Annotated in this window: 21 protein-coding genes and 1 tRNA gene; 7 read left to right on the top strand and 15 right to left on the bottom strand. The window is 63.7% G+C overall.

The window, feature by feature from the left end; all coding sequences use genetic code 11:
- Positions 1–134: 134 nt before the first annotated feature.
- Positions 135–209: transfer RNA gene (locus RMO25_RS12580), tRNA-Val, on the bottom strand.
- 67 nt (positions 210–276) lie between these two features.
- Positions 277–654 carry a cell cycle two-component system response regulator CpdR gene (cpdR, locus tag RMO25_RS12575; RefSeq protein ID WP_309662945.1) on the bottom strand — a complete coding sequence of 126 codons (378 nt, stop codon included), beginning with the start codon at positions 652–654 and terminating at the stop codon, positions 277–279.
- Positions 655–753: 99 nt separating this feature from the next.
- On the opposite strand from cpdR, the gene RMO25_RS12570 reads away from it, so the two are divergent.
- Positions 754–1,614 (top strand): N-formylglutamate amidohydrolase, encoded by an 861-nt coding sequence (locus RMO25_RS12570; protein WP_309662944.1) that lies wholly within the window; start codon positions 754–756, stop codon positions 1,612–1,614.
- 156 nt (positions 1,615–1,770) lie between these two features.
- On the opposite strand, the gene RMO25_RS12565 is transcribed toward RMO25_RS12570, so the two are convergent.
- Positions 1,771–2,562, bottom strand: coding sequence for a SapC family protein (locus RMO25_RS12565; protein ID WP_309662943.1), 792 nt, complete (start codon positions 2,560–2,562; stop codon positions 1,771–1,773).
- A gap of 215 nt (positions 2,563–2,777) precedes the next feature.
- Between RMO25_RS12565 and RMO25_RS12560 the strand changes: the two genes are divergently transcribed.
- Both RMO25_RS12560 and RMO25_RS12555 read left to right on the top strand, forming a co-directional pair.
- Entirely contained in the window at positions 2,778–3,212 is a 435-nt protein-coding gene (locus RMO25_RS12560) for a hypothetical protein (RefSeq protein ID WP_309662942.1), read from the top strand.
- 99 nt (positions 3,213–3,311) lie between these two features.
- Positions 3,312–4,709, top strand: a complete 1,398-nt coding sequence (locus tag RMO25_RS12555; protein ID WP_309662941.1) for a DEAD/DEAH box helicase — start codon at positions 3,312–3,314, stop codon at positions 4,707–4,709.
- Here the strand turns inward: RMO25_RS12555 and tgt are convergent.
- Both tgt and RMO25_RS12545 read right to left on the bottom strand, forming a co-directional pair.
- The gene (tgt, locus tag RMO25_RS12550; RefSeq protein ID WP_309662940.1) at positions 4,706–5,827 is read right to left on the bottom strand and encodes a tRNA guanosine(34) transglycosylase Tgt; all 1,122 of its coding nucleotides are present in this window, start codon (positions 5,825–5,827) and stop codon (positions 4,706–4,708) included. The two genes, RMO25_RS12555 and tgt, sit on opposite strands and share 4 nt — an antisense overlap.
- Positions 5,828–5,873: 46 nt before the next feature.
- Positions 5,874–6,440 carry an isoprenylcysteine carboxylmethyltransferase family protein gene (locus RMO25_RS12545; RefSeq protein ID WP_309662939.1) on the bottom strand — a complete coding sequence of 189 codons (567 nt, stop codon included), beginning with the start codon at positions 6,438–6,440 and terminating at the stop codon, positions 5,874–5,876.
- A gap of 83 nt (positions 6,441–6,523) precedes the next feature.
- Between RMO25_RS12545 and RMO25_RS12540 the strand changes: the two genes are divergently transcribed.
- Together RMO25_RS12540 and RMO25_RS12535 are read left to right on the top strand one after the other, a co-directional pair.
- Positions 6,524–7,279, top strand: coding sequence for a TSUP family transporter (locus tag RMO25_RS12540; RefSeq protein ID WP_309662938.1), 756 nt, complete (start codon positions 6,524–6,526; stop codon positions 7,277–7,279).
- A gap of 134 nt (positions 7,280–7,413) precedes the next feature.
- Positions 7,414–8,736, top strand: a complete 1,323-nt coding sequence (locus tag RMO25_RS12535; protein ID WP_309662937.1) for an HWE histidine kinase domain-containing protein — start codon at positions 7,414–7,416, stop codon at positions 8,734–8,736.
- Positions 8,737–8,753: 17 nt separating this feature from the next.
- On the opposite strand, the gene RMO25_RS12530 is transcribed toward RMO25_RS12535, so the two are convergent.
- The 10 genes from RMO25_RS12530 to RMO25_RS12485 all read right to left on the bottom strand — a co-directional run bounded on the left by RMO25_RS12530 (position 8,754) and on the right by RMO25_RS12485 (position 15,650).
- The gene (locus RMO25_RS12530) at positions 8,754–9,095 is read right to left on the bottom strand and encodes a hypothetical protein (RefSeq protein WP_309662936.1); all 342 of its coding nucleotides are present in this window, start codon (positions 9,093–9,095) and stop codon (positions 8,754–8,756) included.
- 130 nt (positions 9,096–9,225) lie between these two features.
- Positions 9,226–9,708, bottom strand: a complete 483-nt coding sequence (locus tag RMO25_RS12525; RefSeq protein WP_309662935.1) for a lipocalin-like domain-containing protein — start codon at positions 9,706–9,708, stop codon at positions 9,226–9,228.
- 37 nt (positions 9,709–9,745) lie between these two features.
- Positions 9,746–10,810 (bottom strand): tRNA preQ1(34) S-adenosylmethionine ribosyltransferase-isomerase QueA, encoded by a 1,065-nt coding sequence (queA, locus tag RMO25_RS12520; protein ID WP_309662934.1) that lies wholly within the window; start codon positions 10,808–10,810, stop codon positions 9,746–9,748.
- Positions 10,810–11,556: a peptidylprolyl isomerase gene (locus RMO25_RS12515; RefSeq protein WP_309662933.1), complete on the bottom strand. Its 747-nt coding sequence runs from the start codon at positions 11,554–11,556 to the stop codon at positions 10,810–10,812. The genes queA and RMO25_RS12515 overlap by 1 nt, the downstream gene beginning before the upstream one ends.
- 61 nt (positions 11,557–11,617) lie before the next feature.
- Positions 11,618–12,112: a pantetheine-phosphate adenylyltransferase gene (gene coaD / locus RMO25_RS12510; protein WP_309662932.1), complete on the bottom strand. Its 495-nt coding sequence runs from the start codon at positions 12,110–12,112 to the stop codon at positions 11,618–11,620.
- Positions 12,113–12,116: 4 nt separating this feature from the next.
- Complete coding sequence (locus RMO25_RS12505; protein WP_309662931.1) at positions 12,117–13,031, bottom strand: farnesyl diphosphate synthase; 915 nt, start codon at positions 13,029–13,031, stop codon at positions 12,117–12,119.
- Positions 13,021–13,278, bottom strand: coding sequence for an exodeoxyribonuclease VII small subunit (locus tag RMO25_RS12500; protein ID WP_309662930.1), 258 nt, complete (start codon positions 13,276–13,278; stop codon positions 13,021–13,023). The genes RMO25_RS12505 and RMO25_RS12500 overlap by 11 nt, the downstream gene beginning before the upstream one ends.
- Before the next feature lie 53 nt (positions 13,279–13,331).
- Entirely contained in the window at positions 13,332–14,039 is a 708-nt protein-coding gene (locus RMO25_RS12495) for a DUF1013 domain-containing protein (protein ID WP_309662929.1), read from the bottom strand.
- Between the two features lie 96 nt (positions 14,040–14,135).
- Positions 14,136–14,597 carry a DUF1203 domain-containing protein gene (locus RMO25_RS12490; RefSeq protein WP_309662928.1) on the bottom strand — a complete coding sequence of 154 codons (462 nt, stop codon included), beginning with the start codon at positions 14,595–14,597 and terminating at the stop codon, positions 14,136–14,138.
- Between the two features lie 75 nt (positions 14,598–14,672).
- Positions 14,673–15,650, bottom strand: coding sequence for an NAD(P)H-quinone oxidoreductase (locus RMO25_RS12485; RefSeq protein ID WP_309662946.1), 978 nt, complete (start codon positions 15,648–15,650; stop codon positions 14,673–14,675).
- A gap of 77 nt (positions 15,651–15,727) precedes the next feature.
- Here RMO25_RS12485 and RMO25_RS12480 point away from each other — a divergent pair, with 77 nt between their 5' ends.
- Positions 15,728–15,928: a DUF1192 domain-containing protein gene (locus RMO25_RS12480; protein ID WP_309662927.1), complete on the top strand. Its 201-nt coding sequence runs from the start codon at positions 15,728–15,730 to the stop codon at positions 15,926–15,928.
- A 102-nt stretch (positions 15,929–16,030) separates the two neighbouring features.
- A partial coding sequence (locus RMO25_RS12475; protein WP_309662926.1) for an AAA family ATPase occupies positions 16,031–17,298 on the top strand: 1,268 nt, incomplete at its 3' end.

Genomic DNA, 17,298 nt, shown 5'->3' with positions numbered 1-17,298 from the left:
ATCCCAAGGGCACCAAACCACACGCCGACTAGCGGGGGCTCCGCCTTTAAATCAATCAACCAACGGGGAGATCTTCTGAACCAGCCGACAGCTGTGATCGCAAACTTGAATCCACCGCTAAGTCACTGAAAAAATGGTGGGCGTGGCAAGGATTGAACTTGCGACCCCTGCGATGTCAACACAGTGCTCTACCACTGAGCTACACGCCCACCGCCCGAGGGCAGAGCGCGGCGTTTAGGGGGGAGATCGAAGGCGTGCAAGCCACTCGAACGCGACTTAGAGCCGGCCGTGCTGGTCCTCGGTCTGGAAGATGCGGTCGACCTCGGCCACCAGGTCTTTCAAATGGAACGGCTTCGACAGCAATTTGGCTTCCGGCGCCGTACGCCCGCCCTGCAACGCCACGGCGGCAAAGCCGGTGATGAACATCACTCGGATCGCGGGGTCGATGGCGGAGGCTTTCTGGGCCAGCTCGATGCCGTCCATCTCGGGCATGACGATGTCGGTCAGCAGGAGGTCGAAGCGCTCGGTCTCGAGAAGCGGCATGGCTTCGGTCCCACAGCCAACCGCGGCGACTTCATAGCCGACGCGCTGCAGCGCCCGCTGCAGATACTCGCGCATCGACGTGTCGTCTTCAGCCAGCAGGATTCTTGCCATCGCCCCCTCCATATGCGCGCATGATTGAACATTTTCCAGCCGTGAACCAGCCACTCGTGCGTTGACCGCCGCACATTCGTCCTAGATTGAGACTCTTCAGTGACAGCTCCCGTGCCTTGTGTAACCCCGCTTCCCGCCCCGATTGTCCATCCGCCGCGCGGCCCGCGGCCAGTGGTGCTGTCGGTGCCCCACGCGGGCCGCGACTATCCCGACTGGCTGGTCGCGCTGGCGTCGAGCGGGCGGACCTCGCTGGTTGCGCTCGAGGACCCTTTAGTCGATCGATTGGTCTGGCGGGCGATACACAACGGCGCCGCGGCGGTGATCGCCCGGGCGCCGCGGGCCGCGATCGACTGCAACCGGGCCGAGGATGACGTCGACCCGGCGGTCATCGAAGGCAGCCATCGCGGCCGGATCAGCGCGCGGGCGCGCAGTGGGCTGGGCATCGTCCCCGGCCGGACCCACAGCCACGGCTATCTGTGGCGCCGGGCGATTGGTCCGACCCAGCTCGAGGACCGGCTCGCGCAAGCCCACCGGCCTTTTCATCAAGCCATCGCAGACCAGCTGGATGGCCTGGTCGATCGGTTCGGCTGCGCGGTGTTGCTCGACTGCCATTCGATGCCGCCACCGGCTCGCGGGGCGCCCGAAATCGTGTTCGGCGATTGCCACGGCAGCAGCGCCGCGGCCTGGTTGAGCGCCGCGGCCGTCCAGATGGCCCGGGCCGCCGGCTTTGAGGCCGGGCTCAACGATCCGTTCGCCGGCGGCCACATCACCGAACGCCACGGCGCCCCGCTACAGGGTGTTCACGCGCTGCAAGTCGAGGTCGACCGCCGCTGCTACCTCGATGACACTTTGAGCGCTGCCGGCCCCGGCTTCGACCGCGTTGCTGCGCTGTTCGAGGCGCTCGCGGCTGGCCTCGGCGACCTGCTGCTTGGCCGCCAGGTCGCCACCGCCGCAGAATAAATCGGCCACCCCGCCACGAGGACGGGATGGCCGAAGTTCAGGATATTGTGGCCCGTCGTGCAGGGGGGAACACGAGCGCCAACTGAACCCGTGTAAGATAGGAATCCGGAGCGCGCTTTCAACTGGCGCGGTCGAACATGGGTCGGATCGTGCGATTTACGCGTCGGCTGCGGCCAACTGCGGTGTCGCCACCGGTCCCTTGCCCTGCATCACCTGGCGCGAAAATACTTCGCGGATCTGCGACAGCGAAAACAAATGCGCATAGATCAGCGCCAGCATCCCGTTCTGGTTCATCTTGCGCAGTTCGTCGCCGCGAAGTTCGCGCAGCTTCTCCTCGTCGACCATCTGGAAGCCGCGATAGATGAACGGCTGCTCGGCGCCCTCGGGCTGGATGGCGACCTCGCCGTCCATCAGCAGGCCGGATTTCTTCAATTCGTCGATGAACACCGCGGTCCGTTGTCCGGCGGTTTCGAATTGCTCGCAGAACTGCAGGATCGCCTGCGTCGCCTGGCTCGGCTGGTCGCCATCGAACAATGGCTCGCCGTCCTTGAAATCGCCGATCGCGCCCGACGTCGGATCGACGCACAGCGACAGCTCGTCACTGTCAGGTTTCAACCGCACCAGCAGAAACGGATAGCGGCGCATATAGGCCGGCACGTACATCATCGGGTCGTGGAGCTTGCCCTCTTCGTTGAAGTACACATTGATGCCCTCGCTCAATCCCATCAGCACCAGCGGCACCGGCGTCTCGCCGACCGAAAACACGATTGGATAGTGTCGCTGCAGCAGCGCGAATTCGTCGACCGTCGCCGGAATCGCGTGCGTGGCGGCGATCATCGAAGCCTTTTCGATTGCCTTGATCTTCATTTTGCCGTGCTCGGTCACGTTGAGCGCGACGAGATCGGAATAGAATAATGGCAGGGTCTGGGTCGGCGCGGCAGTCGCCATTCGATCATTCTCCTGGGGTCCGGGATTGGGGCACCCTCGAGCGCCGTCATCCATCCGGTGGGATTTGCTGGGGGCAGCCTCTATTCCCGGACTGCCATTCTGGCAAGGCCGCAAGCTAGCGACGCCCGCGGCTGACCTTCTTCCCTCGCCGTCGATAATTCATTGATCATTCAAGCCCTAGCTGCAAAGTCGCGACCCATGATGACTGTGCTTACGTGACCGTTGCGATTTTTTTGGCATTGTTTCCGCTTCTCCTTGGCTTGGCGTCCGCGCCCGCGGAAGCGCCGCAGGTGAGTGAACAACGGCTCGTCCTCGAACAGGAATGGATCCTGCGCGTAACGGTGCGGCCGCATCAATCCCTGCAGCGGATCGACTGGGTTGAAAGCAAAGGCCCAAAATGCGTCGCCGTCAGCGATATTCGCGGGGCCTTGCTGTCGGGGATGAACCATGTCGACCTGGTGATGGCTGATAATCAACGGATCCGAGCGACATTCGATGACGACTGCCCGGCGCTCGACTTCTACGGCAACTTTTATCTGTCAACTCCGGATCATCGGGTGTGTGTCCGACGCGATTCCATCCGATCGCGCATCGGCGCAAGCTGCCGGATAGAAGGTTTCCGCAAGCTCAAGCCGAAGCTCAGGGACTGAGCTTTCCTTGACATTTTGGCCTAGCGGGCGTTAGCACTGTCACCAGTTGCAGCGGCTCGATTCAGGCCTTCGCACTCCACTCATTTTCCGGATTTTTGAATGTCTTTTGCCGACCTCGGCCTTTCCGACGAATTGCTCCGCGCCGTCGCCGATAGCGGCTATGGCGAACCAACCCCGATCCAAAGCGGCGTCATCCCCTCGGTGCTGATGGGCAAGGACATTGTCGGCATTGCCCAGACCGGCACCGGCAAGACCGCCGGTTTCGTCTTGCCGATGATCGACATCCTCGCCCAGGGCCGCGCCCGTGCGCGCATGCCGCGTTCGCTCATCCTTGAGCCGACCCGCGAGCTGGCCGCCCAAGTCGCCGAGAATTTCGAGAAATACGGCAAATATCACAAGCTCTCGATGGCCCTGCTGATCGGCGGCGTACAAATGGGCGACCAGGTCAAGGCGTTAGAGAAGGGCGTGGATGTCCTGATCGCTACACCGGGACGCCTGATGGATCTGTTCGGCCGCGGCAAGATCATGCTCAACGATTGCAACCTCCTGGTCATCGACGAAGCCGACCGCATGCTCGACATGGGCTTCATCCCCGACATCGAGGAAATCTGCTCGAAGCTGCCCAAATCGCGCCAAACGTTGCTGTTCTCGGCGACCATGCCACCGCCGATCCAGAAGCTGGCGGCCAAGTTCCTCGCCGACCCCAAGCGCGTCGAGGCGACCCGCCCGGCGACCGCCAACGTCAACATCGAGCAGCGGCTGGTCCAGGTTCGCCCCGACAAGAAAAAAGACGCGCTGCGTGATATACTGCGCTCCGCCGAGTTCAAGAACGCGATCGTCTTCTCCAACCGCAAGACCACGGTGCGCGAGCTCGCCACCAGCCTCAAGCGCTCGGGCTTTTCGGTCGGCCAGATCCAAGGCGACATGGACCAATCTGACCGGATCGCCGAGTTCGACCGCTTCAAATCGGGTGACATCAACATCCTCGTCGCTTCCGACGTCGCTGCCCGCGGCCTCGACGTCAAAGGCGTCAGCCACGTGATCAATTTCGACGTACCGTGGCAGCCCGATGATTATATCCATCGCATTGGCCGCACCGGCCGCGCCGGCATGAAGGGGATCGCCATCACGCTGGCCACCAGCGCCGACGCCGACCAGGTCGCCGCGATCGAGAAATTGACCGGGTTCAAGATCACCCGCAGCGGCGCGGCTCAGGACCCTGCCGCGCCCGAAGCCCCAGAGCCAGACAGGCGCGATCCGCGTGAGGCAAGACCGCCGCGCGATGCTCGCAAGCCGCGCGAAAGCCGGGAGTCCCGGCCGCCCCGCGCCGAACGCGCCCCGCGCGCTGAACCGGCTGCGAAAGCGTCACCCCCGCCGCGCGCCAGGGAAGAGCGCAAGCCCCGCCCCCCGCGCCGCGATCCCCAACCCGAAGCCGACGGCCCCGACGAAGGCTGGAACGGCCCGATGCCCAGCTTCCTCTCCTTCCGCGCCGATTAGCCCCGATACCGGCCCAAAAAATCCTCCGCGTACGCGACTAGCCGCCCCGCCCCGATCGCCTCGCGCAGGCCTTGCATGAGACGCTGGTAGAACCACAGATTATGCTCGGTCATCAGCATCGCGCCCAAAATCTCGCCCGACTTGACCAGATGATGGACGTACGCCCGCTCGAATTGCGCGCAGGTCGGGCACGGGCACTCAGGCTCAATCGGTTCCTGGTCCTCCGCAAACCGCGCGTTGCGCAAATTGAGCGGCCCATCCGCTGTGAACGCCTGCCCAGTCCGACCCGATCGCGTCGGCAGCACGCAATCGAACATGTCGATGCCGCGCACCACCGCCTCGACAATGTCGTCGGGCTTGCCGACCCCCATCAGGTAGCGCGGTGCGTCCGCTGGCAGCATGTCGACCGCGAAATCGAGGCAGCCGAGCATCGCCGCCTGCCCCTCGCCGACCGCCAGTCCGCCGACCGCATAACCGTCGAAACCGATGTCGATCAGCGCCTCGGCTGACGCCTGGCGCAGCTGCGCGTCGAGCGCGCCCTGCTGGATCCCGAAGATCGCCGCCGTCCCCGCATGATCGCCGCCGCGGTCGAATTCCTCGCGCGACCGCTTGGCCCAGCGCATCGATCGCTCCATCGCCTCACGCTGTTGCGCGGCCGTCGACGTCGTCGGCACCAGCTCATCGAACGCCATGACGATATCCGACCCCAGCAACCGCTGCACCTCGATCGACCGTTCGGGGCTGAGCATGTGCCGCGTCCCGTCGAGGTGGCTCTTGAAGCTCACCCCCTCCTCGGTGACTTTGATTAGCTCGGACAGGCTCATCACCTGGTAACCGCCGCTGTCGGTCAATATCGGCCCGTCCCAGCCCATGAAGCGGTGCAGCCCGCCCAGTTTCGCTACCCGCTCCGCCCCCGGGCGCAGCATCAAATGATAGGTATTGCCAAGGATGATGTCGGCGCCCGACGCGGCGACGTCGCCGGGCTTCATCGCCTTGACCGTCGCCGCCGTCCCCACTGGCATGAACGCCGGCGTGCGGATCGTGCCGCGCGCCATGGCGATAGCGCCGGTTCGCGCGGCACCGTTGGTGGCGGCGATCGAAAAGGCAAAGCGGGTCACGCGGCGCGCATGCCAAGCACTGGCCCGCAAGTCGATAGCGCGGCGGCTACCAAAGTCCCGGGATCAGCGCCGCCGTGCGTTCGCGGTACTCGTTCCAATCCGCGCCGAAATGCTCGCCCAGCGCCCGCTCCTCGACGCGGATGCGATAAGCGAAGGCGATCAGCGGCAGCCCGACCATCGCTGCCAGGGCAACACCGCTGCCCGCCACCAGTCCGATGCCGGTGCAGGTCAGCAGCGCGCCGCTATAGGTCGGGTGCCGCAGCCGCGCGTACGGTCCGTCGGTGATCAGGCGATGGTCGTCGAGCAGCGTCACCTGGGTCCGGAAAAAAGCCCCCAGCCAGCGCACCGCATATTGGCGGTAGAGGATTCCGGCGACGGCGAGCACCGCCCCGGCCATCATCCACGCGGCCCGCGGCCCGGGCAGCGGCGCCCAATTTTGCGCCACCGCCTGGACGGCAACGAAGAAGCCGACGCCGATGCCGGCGAACAGCGCCAGCCGGCTGCCGAGATCGCGCCTGATCCCGGATTTGGGCTGGAGGTCACGCTGGAAGACAATGAATTCGCTCGCCAACCAGGCGATCGTAAGCAACTGCATCAAGGCCAGCGGTCTCATCGGCCTTCCCTACCCGCTGGCGCCGCGGCAAGTCGAGCCGCGCCCCTCGACTTGCCTCGCGACGAACGTTTAGGGCCCCAACGATGATCGAACCCTGGGTCTATCCCGCGCTGACCGCGACCGCCGTCCTGACCGGCTTCATCGACGCCATCGCCGGCGGCGGCGGGTTGATCATGATGCCGGCGCTGCTGTTCGCCGGCGTGCCGCCACTGCACGCACTCGGCACCAACAAATTGCAATCGATGTTCGGCACCGGCACCGCGCTGCGCAATTACTGGCGTTCGGGCCTGGTCGAATGGCGCCCCAACCGCTGGTCGGTCCTGCTGGTGTTCGTCGGCGCGACCGGCGGCGCGATCGTCGTCCAGCTGATCCAGACCCGGCTCCTCAACCTGATCATCCCCGTCTTGCTGGTCGCCGCAGCGATCTACATCCTGCTGTCGCCGCGCATGACCGACGACGACGCCCACCATCGCGTCACGTCCGCCGGTTATGCCCCCTTGGGCGGCGCGATCGGCTTTTACGACGGCTTCTTCGGCCCCGGCACCGGCACCTTCTTCACCACCAGCTTGGTCGCGCTGCGCGGGTACGGCCTGACCAAGGCGACCGCGCTCACCAAGCTGTTCAACTTCACCAGCAACATCGCCAGCGTCCTATTGTTCGCGCTAGGCGGCCATATGCTGTGGTTGCTCGGCGGTTGCATGGCGGCCGGCGCAATTCTCGGCGGCTACCTCGGCAGCCACACCGCGCTAAAATTCGGCGCGAAACTCATCCGCCCGCTGCTGGTCGTCATCTCCCTCGGCATGACCGCCCGCTTGCTCTTTGGCTATTTCGCGACCTGAGCCGAAGTCCGCGCTGGGTGGACAGCGGACATTTCCAGCGCGGATGTTTTGGTGTTGCAGCATTCGCGAGCGACTCTCTTGCCCTATTGATATAGGTTGTCCCGTCCGAAGGACTTGGCTGTCCTTCGGAGGCCGTGATTGGAGCGACAATTCGCTGCGATCTGCTTGGCGGCAAAAAAGGAATTGAAATGGCACACCCTGACTCCAAACCTATCGTCTTGGTGGTCGAAGATGAGATGGTTCTGCGGATGCGCGCCGTAGACATCGTTGAAGATGCCGGGTTCGTGCCAATTGAGGCCGTGAGCGCTGACGAAGCCATTCTAATTCTTGAATCGCGTGATGACATATCCTTGCTGTTTACTGACATTCAAATGCCGGGAAGCATGGACGGATTGAAACTCGCCCATGCGGCACACAGGCGCTGGCCGCATATCAAAATCATTTTGGTCTCCGGCCAGATTACGGTGACGGATGCGGAAAAGCCGGAGGACAGCAAATTTTTCTCAAAGCCGCTCGAAATCCAGCAAATGATTTTGGAACTTCGAGAGATGGTCGGGGAAGGCTCTCTCAAGGTGCTGCCGTCACTGCTCCCGGCTGACGACCCGCTGATCAGGGAAAACAGGGAACTCCGCTACCAACTTCAGCAGGCGGGAATCGATGCCCAGGCCCTGCTTGTGAAAACCGTGCTCGATACCGAGCAACAGCAGCTGATTATCGATGAGAATCAGCCGTTCCAGGATGCGCTGACGACCGAAAACGACAGTCTCAAATTGGCGCTGGAGCAGGCAGGCATCGACGCCAAGGCATTACTCGTCCAGTCCGGCATCGACGCTGAAGAACGCGATGCTGCTGACAAATTGCAACATTTGATCCACGCGGAGCTGCACCACCGGATCAAAAACATGCTCGCGACCGTGGGTGCAATCACCCATCAAAGCCTGCGCACGGCACCTAGCCTGGCCCACGCGAGCTCCGCGATCGATGGGCGGTTTGCGGCCCTGGCGCGCGCTCACGATCTCCTCACTCGGGTAAGTTGGGAAAATGCGACAATTGAGAGCACGGTGCGGAGTGCGATCGAGCCATTTGACCAAGGCGGTGGCCGGTTCATCATTGCCGGCGAGGACATTGGGATTACGTCGAGTTCGGTTATTGCATTCGCGATGACGCTGAATGAACTCGGCACCAACACAACCAAGTTTGGAGCCTTGTCACTTCCAGCGGGCCAGGTTCGTATTTCTTGGCGCGTTGATGGGGAGCGTCTTCAGTTTGAATGGGCCGAGTCGGGCGGACCTCTCGTCGGCGAGCCAGCGCGCAAGAGTTTCGGGACGCGGATGATGACATCGCTGGGGCAGCAGCTGAATGGCCAAGTTGAGCTCGACTACAAACCGAGTGGATTTGTCTACGCGCTCGATGTGCCGGTCGAAGCGTTGGTCACTAAATCGAAAAGCCGCGCATAAGGGGCGGCAAGCGGACGTTACTGGTCGAATTCGTCGTCGACCGGATACTGCGCGTTGACAACGCCCCACACGATGCTGAGGGCGAGCCCAGCCCAGGCGAGCATCGCGTATGGCGTCTGGAAGCCGGTCAGGAATATGGTGAGGAAGCTAAAAAAGCCGAGCAAATAAGACCCCGGCGGCGTCCCCTTGCCGGCGAGTTCGAACGCGATCCAGCCTCTATTTTCGGATGAGTCCAGCTCGTCATAAGTCTTGAACCGGTGTCGCCGTCCCCGTGTCACCAACAGCAATATAGCCAACCCGCCGACGACAATCGCCGGGCCCTTGGCCAGCCAGTTTGGCGCGCTGGTCCACGCGCCCACCAGCGCGGAACATAAGGTGAATACGACTATGCCAGGGGCGCGCTTCGAAAGCCTGTCCAAGATATCACCCGCGCCCACCGGCCTGTTATCGTCGCTAGGAATAATGACCGCAATGGGTGGCAAGCGGACGCTAGCGGCTGACGCGCCGGAGCACCCGCTTCGCGTGGAACGTCTTGCTATCGACGGAGTAAGTTTCCGTTATCGTCAGCATGTCACCTTCGATTTTGAAGGTCCGCAGCTGGTCCGTACCTAAATAGCTCGGGATGTTCCCTCCGGTCACGTGCGTGGTCCAGCTTCGACCTGACGGATCGTATCGATAGGTCCCGAAGTACGAGCAGTACCAAACCGGGATACAAGCATCTGGGTCTGGGTCGCTGCTCTCCGTGCCGACCGCCGGGGGGTTGCGCATTAAGTTGATCGAGACGTGGCCGTCGGCAGTGAAAACGAACAGGCCTACTGGCGGATTACCGAACGCGTAGACAGGCGAACCACCCTCAGGAGCGTCGAAGTACTGCTTGAGCTCCCAAGTCCCGACGAGGGGGTTCCTCAGAGGTTTTGCATGGGCCAACGGGCTGACCAGCAAAAGTGAAGCAGTAACGACATACCATCGCATTGTTGAACCTCCTTTGTTGCGAGTGTCTCATGGGCCGCTAATGACCGCAATCGGTCGAAAGCGGACAGTCGGTCCAATTGGGCAGCAAAAGGCTCGCGTCGCCGTAGGAGTAGAAACGATACTCCTCCTCGATCGCGTGAGCGTAGGCCACTTGCATCACGTCCAGCCCCATCAGCGCCGAAACCAGCATGAACAGGGTCGATCTCGGCAAATGGAAGTTGGTAATCAGGCCGTCGACCGCCTTGAAGCGATAGCCGGGTGTGATGAAGATCGCCGTGTCGCCGTCGAACGGCTGGATCGTCCCGTCCTCGCCCGCCGCGCTTTCGACCAGTCGCAGCGACGTCGTGCCGACCGCGATCAGCCGCCCGCCATTCGCTCGCACCGCATTCAACCGCGCGGCCGTCGCTGCATCGATCCGCCCCCATTCGGCGTGCATTTTATGACCAGCGATGGTGTCTGCCTTGACCGGCAGGAAGGTCCCCGCGCCGACGTGCAGCGTCAGCATCTCGCGCCCAATCCCGCGCTCATCGAGGGCAGCCAATAAGCGCGGCGTGAAATGCAGCGCCGCCGTCGGTGCCGCCACCGCTCCCTCTTCACGGGCAAACATCGTCTGGTAATCGTCCTCGTCGGCCGCGTCCGCTGGCCGCTTCGAAGCGATATACGGCGGTAGCGGCATCCGCCCGGCCCGCGCCAGCAATTGCTCGACCGGCTCATGCCCATGGAATTGCAGCAGGAACGCGCCATCCTCGCCGCGCGCGACCGCCGTCGCCGCGACGCCCGCCCCGAACTCGACCCGGTCGCCGACGTGGAGCCGCCGCGCATTGCGCACGAACGACCACCAGCTTCTGGGCCCCTCGCGCTTGTGCAGCGTGGCGCCAATCCTTGCTTCTCCCCGCCGCCCCTCGAGCTGCGCCGGGATGACCTTGGTGTCGTTGAACACCAGCACGTCGCCGGCTCGCAGCCGCGCCGGCAAGTCCATCACCCCGTGATCAGAGATCGCTGCCCCATCCACGCACATCAACCGCGCCGAATCCCGCGGCCGGGCGGGGCGTAAAGCTATGCGGTCGCTGGGAAGCTCGAAATCGAACTGGTCGACGCGCATTAGCCGCCGCTGGGTGCGGCCGGAACAGGTTCAGCTGGGGCTGGCGCCATTGGCGCCTGGACCGCCGGAACTTGAACTACCGCCGCATCGCCCAGCTTGGCACTGACAATCGTCGTCGGATTGGCCGGCGGCTCGCCGACCGCGATCTTGTCGACCGCATCCATGCCCGACATCACCCGGCCGATGACGGTATATTTGCCCCACAGCGCAATGTTCGGCGAAAACATGATGAAGAACTGGCTGTTGGCGGAATCGGGATTGTCGGTGCGCGCCATCGCCACCATGCCGCGCATGTAGGGAATGGTGGTGAATTCGGCCTTGAGGTCGGGCAGTTCGGAACCGCCATTGCCGATGCCCTTGGGGTCGCCGCCCTGGGCCATGAAACCCGGAATGACGCGGTGGAATTTAAGGCCGCTGTAGAATCCGCGGCGAACCAAAGTCTGGATCCGTTCGACATTGGTCGGCGCGGCGTCGGGGCGCAGCTGGATGACCACCGTGCCGCCGTTCGACAGGACCAATGTCATCCGGTTGGCGAGGTTGCTGCTAACTTCGGGCGGCGGCAACACCGGCGCCTTGACCGCGGCGGGTATGACGGGTTTGGCGGGCGTCGGAGCGACGGCAGGCGTTGGCGCGACGACAGGCGTGGCCGCTGGCGCGTTGGGGGGCGCCGCCGCAGGTGTTTCGGCGGGCGCCGCTGCGATCAGAGTCAAGGCCATAAACGGCAACGCAAACAAGGCTTTAAGCATTACTAACCACTCCCCGGAATCCGCATTTGGCCATAGCGCGGCACGTCTTCAAACGCCAACCCTAGCGGCGCGTCTTAAGGTGCTTGGCGACATCTTCGACCACCGCTGGCGGCACGAACTTGTCGATCGCCCCACCATAGCGCGCGATCTCCTTGACCAACCGCGACGCGATCGGCTGCAGCGACACGTCGGCCATCAGGAAGACCGTCTCGATCCGGTCGTTCAATTGCTGGTTCATCCCCGCCATCTGATACTCATATTCGAAATCGGCGACCGCCCTCAGGCCGCGCAGAATCAGCGCCGCGCCCTCGCGCTCGGCAAAATCCATCAGCAGCGAATCGAACTCGACCACCGCGATGTCGCCGGGGATATCCGCGACCTCGCGCTTGACCATCGCCAGCCGCTCGGCAATCGTGAACATCGGCTCCTTCGACGGATTGGTCGTCACGCCGATCACCAGTTTGTCGACCAGATGCGCGCCCCGGCGGACAATATCGAGGTGGCCAAGCGTGACCGGGTCGAAAGTTCCGGGGTAAACGCCGATGCGGTGAGTCATAAGCCTAATGATCCCGTTCTATTGCGAAGCGCGCTATGGCGCGCAGCAGGTCCGCTTCCTGGCCATGATCGCCCAAATGTTCGACCGCTTGCTCGACCAGCACCTGCGCCTGTTGCCTGGCGCGGTCCTCGCCCAGTACCGAAACGAAGGTCGCCTTGCCGGCGTGCGCATCCTTGCCGGTGCGCTTGCCCGCCGCGGCCTCGTCGCCGCTATGGTCGATGAGATCATCGGCGATCTGGAACGCCAGCCCGATGTTGCGCGCATAGCCGCGATAAGGCGTGCGCGCATGCTCGGCCAACCGCACCATGATGCATGCCGCTTCGACCGCATATTCGATCAGCGCCCCGGTCTTCAATTGCTGCAGCCGGGTAATTGCCGGCAAATCGAGCTCCTGCCCCTCGGCGACCAAATCCATCATCTGCCCGCCGGCCATCCCCGATGGCCCCGCCGCGCGCGCCAGTTCGAACACCAGCTCGGACCGCACATGCGGGTCGTCGTGAGTGGCGGGATGAGCGAGGATCTCGAACGCCAGCGCATGCAGGCTGTCCCCGGCGAGCACCGCAACGGCGTCGCCAAAGGCCTTGTGCACGGTCGGCTTTCCGCGCCGCAAATCGTCATTGTCCATGCACGGCAAATCGTCGTGGATCAGCGAGTAAACGTGGATCGCCTCGATCGCCGCGCCGACCCGCAAGGCGCGGTCGGGATCGATCGCGAACAATTGTGCGGCGGCGCTGGTCAGGAGCGGGCGGAGCCGTTTGCCGCCGCCAACCGAAGCATGGCGCATTGCTTCGTACAAGCGATCGCGGGCGTCCCCAGGTGGTTCGAGCAGCCGCTTGAAAAAACTGTCGATCTCGGCCGACAGCCGGTTGGATTCGGCTTCGAAATCCGCCCGGCTACGGTCGAGGACCTCAACTCCCATCGAACGGAGTCACGCCTACAGGCTTGCCGTCGGCGCCGAATGCAATCTGCTCGATCCGTGCCTGTGCCGCCTTCAACCGCGCCTCGCAATGGCGCTTCAAGCGATCGCCTTCCTGGTAGAGCTCGATCGATTGGTCGAGCGGCGCCTCGCCGCGTTCGAGCAGGCGGACGATCTCCTCGAGCCGGGCAAGCGCCGCCTCGAAGCTCAGCTCATTCGTCGGCTCAATCACGGGCTCGGCGGCATCCATGGCAGCAGCTTTGACCCCCTAAACCTGTCGAATCAAGTTTGACGCGCTTGAGACTACGAACGCTTGAACGGGTCCTTGATGCCGGGGACGATCTCGTCCGACGCCAGCTCGCCTGCTTCGCCGGCCTCGGCCGCGGCCAGCGCCGCTTCGGCATCGCGGTGATGTTGGACGCGCTCGGCGCGCAACTCCTCAATCAAAGCCAGCCGGTCGCTATCGAGCGTCGTATCGACATAGGCTGGGGTGCCGGCCGCCTTGGCGGCCTTGGCGATGGCCGCGTCGAGTTCGCGCTGGCTGGTCAGGCCGAGCGTCACCGGGTCCTTGGGCTGGATGTTGGCCATGTTCCAGTGGCTCCGCTCGCGGATCGCGGCGATGGTCGTGCGGGTGGTCCCGATCAATTTGCTGATCTGGCCATCGGTGACGTCCGGATGGTTGCGGATGATCCAGTTGATGCCGTCGGGCGTGTCCTGGCGCTTGCTAACCGGGGTGTAGCGCGGCCCCTTGGTGCGGCGCACCGGGTCCGGCTCCTTGTGCATCGTCAGCCGGTATTCGGGGTCGGCCTGGCCTTTCTCGATTTCGGCATGGGTCAACTCGTTGGCGCGGATCGGGTCGCGCCCGGTCAGCTTGGTCGCCGCGGTGTCGTCGGCAATCGCTTGCACTTCGAGGATATGAAGTCCGCAAAATTCGGCAATCTGCTCGAACGTCAGGGAAGAATTTTCGACCAGCCAGGAGGCGGTCGCATGCGGCATGAGGGGCTGCGCCACGGTATTTTTGCTCCGTTATAAATGAATAGGGCCGCCCCTTGCGGAGCGGCCATTGAAGTTGCGATGTAGTCCTGCTGCCCCTGCAGAGCAAGCGCTCTAAGCGCGGTCGATCCGCGCCGCGTAGCAACCGGGCTTGGCGTAGTGGGCGTGGATGTAGGCGACGCTCGGATCGCCGAACAAGCGCGCGATTACCGGTTCCGCATCGCTTCCCTCGACCACATCGGCATTAATCATCGTTCCCTCGGCGGAAAAGCCCCGCAAGGACAGCAGTCGCTGGCACATGACGTCGGGCAAATGATCGCCCGACCATGCCGCGGTGGCCCCTTCCCGCACATAGACCGCGTGGCTCGAACGGTACGGCGTATCCGCGTCCTGATGTTCGAAATTGACCAGCAGCAGCGTCTCGCCGGGTCGCGCGTCGCGCATTTCGATCCGCTCAGGAAAGCCGCTGCCGTCGACCACTAGGCGGCGTGCACGGTGGCTTGCCAGCTTATCGTCGCTGAGGCCGTAGAGCAGCTGGAATGGCTCGGACGAAAGGCCTTGGACTGAAAAACGCATGCTGTCGCTCCAGGTCGGTGAGCCACCTCTATGCGACAATCCCTGACCGCCTGCCTCCCGCCGGTTGCGGCCAAACTAGCGCAGCTTGAGCACGACCTTGCCGACGTGGTCGGCCGCTTCGATCCGCCGGTGGGCGTCGGCCGCTTGCTCGAGCGAAAACACGCTGTCGATCACTGGCTTCAACCGCCCGCCTTCGGCATAAGGCCAGACCGTCCGGGCGATCTCGTCCGCGACCATGGTCTTGAACTCGACCGAACGCGGCCGCAGCGTCGATCCGGTCAGGGTCAGCCGCCGCCGCATCACCTCCGGGATCATGATCTCGGCACTGGCCCCGCGCTGGAAAGCGATCGACACGTGCCGGCCATCTTCGGCCAGAGCAGCGAGGTTGCGCGGCACATAATCGCCGCCGACCATGTCCAGCACCACCGCGACGCCGGTTCCGCCGGTCAGCCGCTGCACCTCTGCGACGAAATCCTGAGTCAGGTAATTGATGGCATGCGCCGCTCCGATCTCGAGCGCCTGCGCGCATTTTTCATCTGTTCCGCAAGTGACGATTACCGTCAGCCCGAACAATTTACCCAACGCAATCGCCATCGTGCCGATGCCGCTGGTGCCGCCGTGGACCAGCACCGTATCGCCATCGGCGGCGAAGCCCCGCTCGAACAAATTGACCCACACCGTGAACAGCGTCTCGGGCATCGCCGCGGCGTCGACCATGGTCAGCACTTCAGGCACCGGCAGGCAGGTCCCGGCGGGCGCGAGGCAATAGTCGGCATAACCGCCGCCCGCTACCAAAGCGCACACCCGCTCGCCGACTAAAGCGTCGACCCGGTCGCCCACCGCGACAATCGTTCCCGCGACTTCCAGGCCGAGAATCGGTGACGCGCCCGGTGGCGGCGCGTACAGTCCCCTGCGCTGGAGGATGTCGGGCCGGTTAACCCCCGCCGCCGCCACTTCGATCAACACTTCGCCGGGGCCAGGCCTGGACACCGGCCGCTCGACCATTTGCAACGCCTCCGGGCCGCCGGGCTCCGGTGCTTCGATCGCGCGCATGGTGGAGGGGATTTCGCTGGTCACTTGGGCGGCAGCTTATTGACAGCGCGGCGCGGCGGGTCAACGATTCCCCTGCCATGGACCTCGACGACCTGTTTCCCGACAAGCCCAAGGACCCGCTGACCGAGCTCGGCAAGCAGGACCTCGACCCGATTTCGGTTGCGGAGCTTCACGAGCGAATCGCCGCGCTCAAGGCAGAAATCGCGCGGGTCGAGGCGCACATTGCCCGCGCCACCACCCATCGCTCGGCCGCCGAAGAACTGTTCAAGCGGCAATAATCCACCGAAAAGGACGTGGTCGGCCCTTGATTGCCGGGGCGGAGCGTATGACATTGTTAACCATGTCCGCTCAAACTCGACGGACCGGGAGTCACCACGTCAATGCCCAGTTTCGCTCGCGAACTAGAACAGACCCTCCATAACGCGCTCGGCGAGGCCAGCCGGCGGCGGCACGAATATGCCACGCTCGAGCACCTCTTGATCGCGCTGGTCGACGACGAGCATGCGTCCAAAGTGATGACCGCCTGCGGCGTCAGCCGCGACGATCTGCGCTCCAGCGTCAAGGCCTATCTCGACAATGAACTTGGCGCTTTGGTCGCCGACAATGGCACCGACCCGACCCCGACCAGCGGCTTCCAGCGCGTTGTCCAGCGCGCGATCCTCCACGTCCAATCGTCGGGCCGCGACGAAGTCACCGGCGCCAATGTGCTGGTCGCTTTGTTCTCCGAACGCGAAAGCTATGCGGTCTATTTCCTCCAGCAGCAGGATATGAGCCGGCTCGATGCGGTGACCTACATCAGCCACGGCGTCGGCAAGGGCGACACGCCGACCGAACCGCGCGAAGTCAGCGCGCCCGAAGAGAAAAGCGAAAAGTCCGAAGGCAAGAAGGAAAGCGCCCTCAAGCAGTTCACCGTCGATCTCAATGAGAAGGCGCGGGCCGGCAAGGTCGATCCGCTGATCGGCCGCATGGCCGAGGTCGACCGCACGGTCCAGATCCTCTGCCGCCGCTCAAAGAACAATCCGCTCTATGTCGGCGATCCCGGCGTCGGCAAAACCGCCATCGCCGAGGGCCTGGCGCGCAAGATCATCGAAGGCGACGTCCCCGAAGTGTTGAAACCAGCGGTGATTTACGCGCTCGACATGGGCGCGCTGCTGGCCGGCACCCGCTATCGCGGCGATTTTGAAGAGCGGCTGAAATCGGTCGTCAACGAACTTGAAAAACTGCCCGACGCGATCCTGTTCATCGACGAAATCCACACTGTCATCGGCGCTGGCGCGACCAGCGGCGGGGCAATGGACGCCTCGAACTTGCTCAAGCCCGCTTTGTCGTCGGGCGCGATCCGCTGCATCGGCTCCACCACCTACAAGGAATTCCGCAACCATTTCGAAAAGGACCGCGCGCTGCTGCGCCGGTTCCAGAAGATCGACGTCAACGAACCGACGATCGAGGACACTATCAAGATCATCGCCGGTCTGCGCTCATCGTTCGAGAGCCACCACAACGTCCGCTACACCGCCGACGCGATCAAAAGCGCAGTCGAACTCTCGGCCCGCTACATCCACGACCGCAAGCTGCCCGACAAGGCGATCGACGTCATCGACGAGGTCGGCGCGATGCAGATGCTGGTGCCGCCGTCGCGCCGCAAGAA

The organism is Sphingomonas sp. (genome assembly GCF_031361285.1).
Lineage (GTDB): Bacteria > Pseudomonadota > Alphaproteobacteria > Sphingomonadales > Sphingomonadaceae > Sphingomicrobium.
Note: the sequence above shows the minus strand (reverse complement) of the source record. Positions and strands in the feature narration are given on the sequence as shown.

Excerpts from the sequence above, each read along its gene's own strand:
- RMO25_RS12545 (WP_309662939.1), bottom strand. The coding sequence starts at position 6,440 with ATGAGACCGCTGGCCTTGATGCAGTTGCTTACGATCGCCTGGTTGGCG.
- RMO25_RS12540 (WP_309662938.1), top strand. The coding sequence starts at position 6,524 with ATGATCGAACCCTGGGTCTATCCCGCGCTGACCGCGACCGCCGTCCTG.
- queA (WP_309662934.1), bottom strand. The coding sequence starts at position 10,810 with ATGCGCGTCGACCAGTTCGATTTCGAGCTTCCCAGCGACCGCATAGCT.
- RMO25_RS12490 (WP_309662928.1), bottom strand. The coding sequence starts at position 14,597 with ATGCGTTTTTCAGTCCAAGGCCTTTCGTCCGAGCCATTCCAGCTGCTC.
- RMO25_RS12480 (WP_309662927.1), top strand. The coding sequence starts at position 15,728 with ATGGACCTCGACGACCTGTTTCCCGACAAGCCCAAGGACCCGCTGACC.
- cpdR (WP_309662945.1), bottom strand. The coding sequence starts at position 654 with ATGGCAAGAATCCTGCTGGCTGAAGACGACACGTCGATGCGCGAGTAT.
- RMO25_RS12485 (WP_309662946.1), bottom strand. The coding sequence starts at position 15,650 with ATGCGCGCGATCGAAGCACCGGAGCCCGGCGGCCCGGAGGCGTTGCAA.
- RMO25_RS12500 (WP_309662930.1), bottom strand. The coding sequence starts at position 13,278 with ATGGATGCCGCCGAGCCCGTGATTGAGCCGACGAATGAGCTGAGCTTC.
- RMO25_RS12525 (WP_309662935.1), bottom strand. The coding sequence starts at position 9,708 with ATGCGATGGTATGTCGTTACTGCTTCACTTTTGCTGGTCAGCCCGTTG.
- RMO25_RS12515 (WP_309662933.1), bottom strand. The coding sequence starts at position 11,556 with ATGCTTAAAGCCTTGTTTGCGTTGCCGTTTATGGCCTTGACTCTGATC.
- RMO25_RS12555 (WP_309662941.1), top strand. The coding sequence starts at position 3,312 with ATGTCTTTTGCCGACCTCGGCCTTTCCGACGAATTGCTCCGCGCCGTC.
- coaD (WP_309662932.1), bottom strand. The coding sequence starts at position 12,112 with ATGACTCACCGCATCGGCGTTTACCCCGGAACTTTCGACCCGGTCACG.
- RMO25_RS12505 (WP_309662931.1), bottom strand. The coding sequence starts at position 13,031 with ATGGGAGTTGAGGTCCTCGACCGTAGCCGGGCGGATTTCGAAGCCGAA.
- RMO25_RS12565 (WP_309662943.1), bottom strand. The coding sequence starts at position 2,562 with ATGGCGACTGCCGCGCCGACCCAGACCCTGCCATTATTCTATTCCGAT.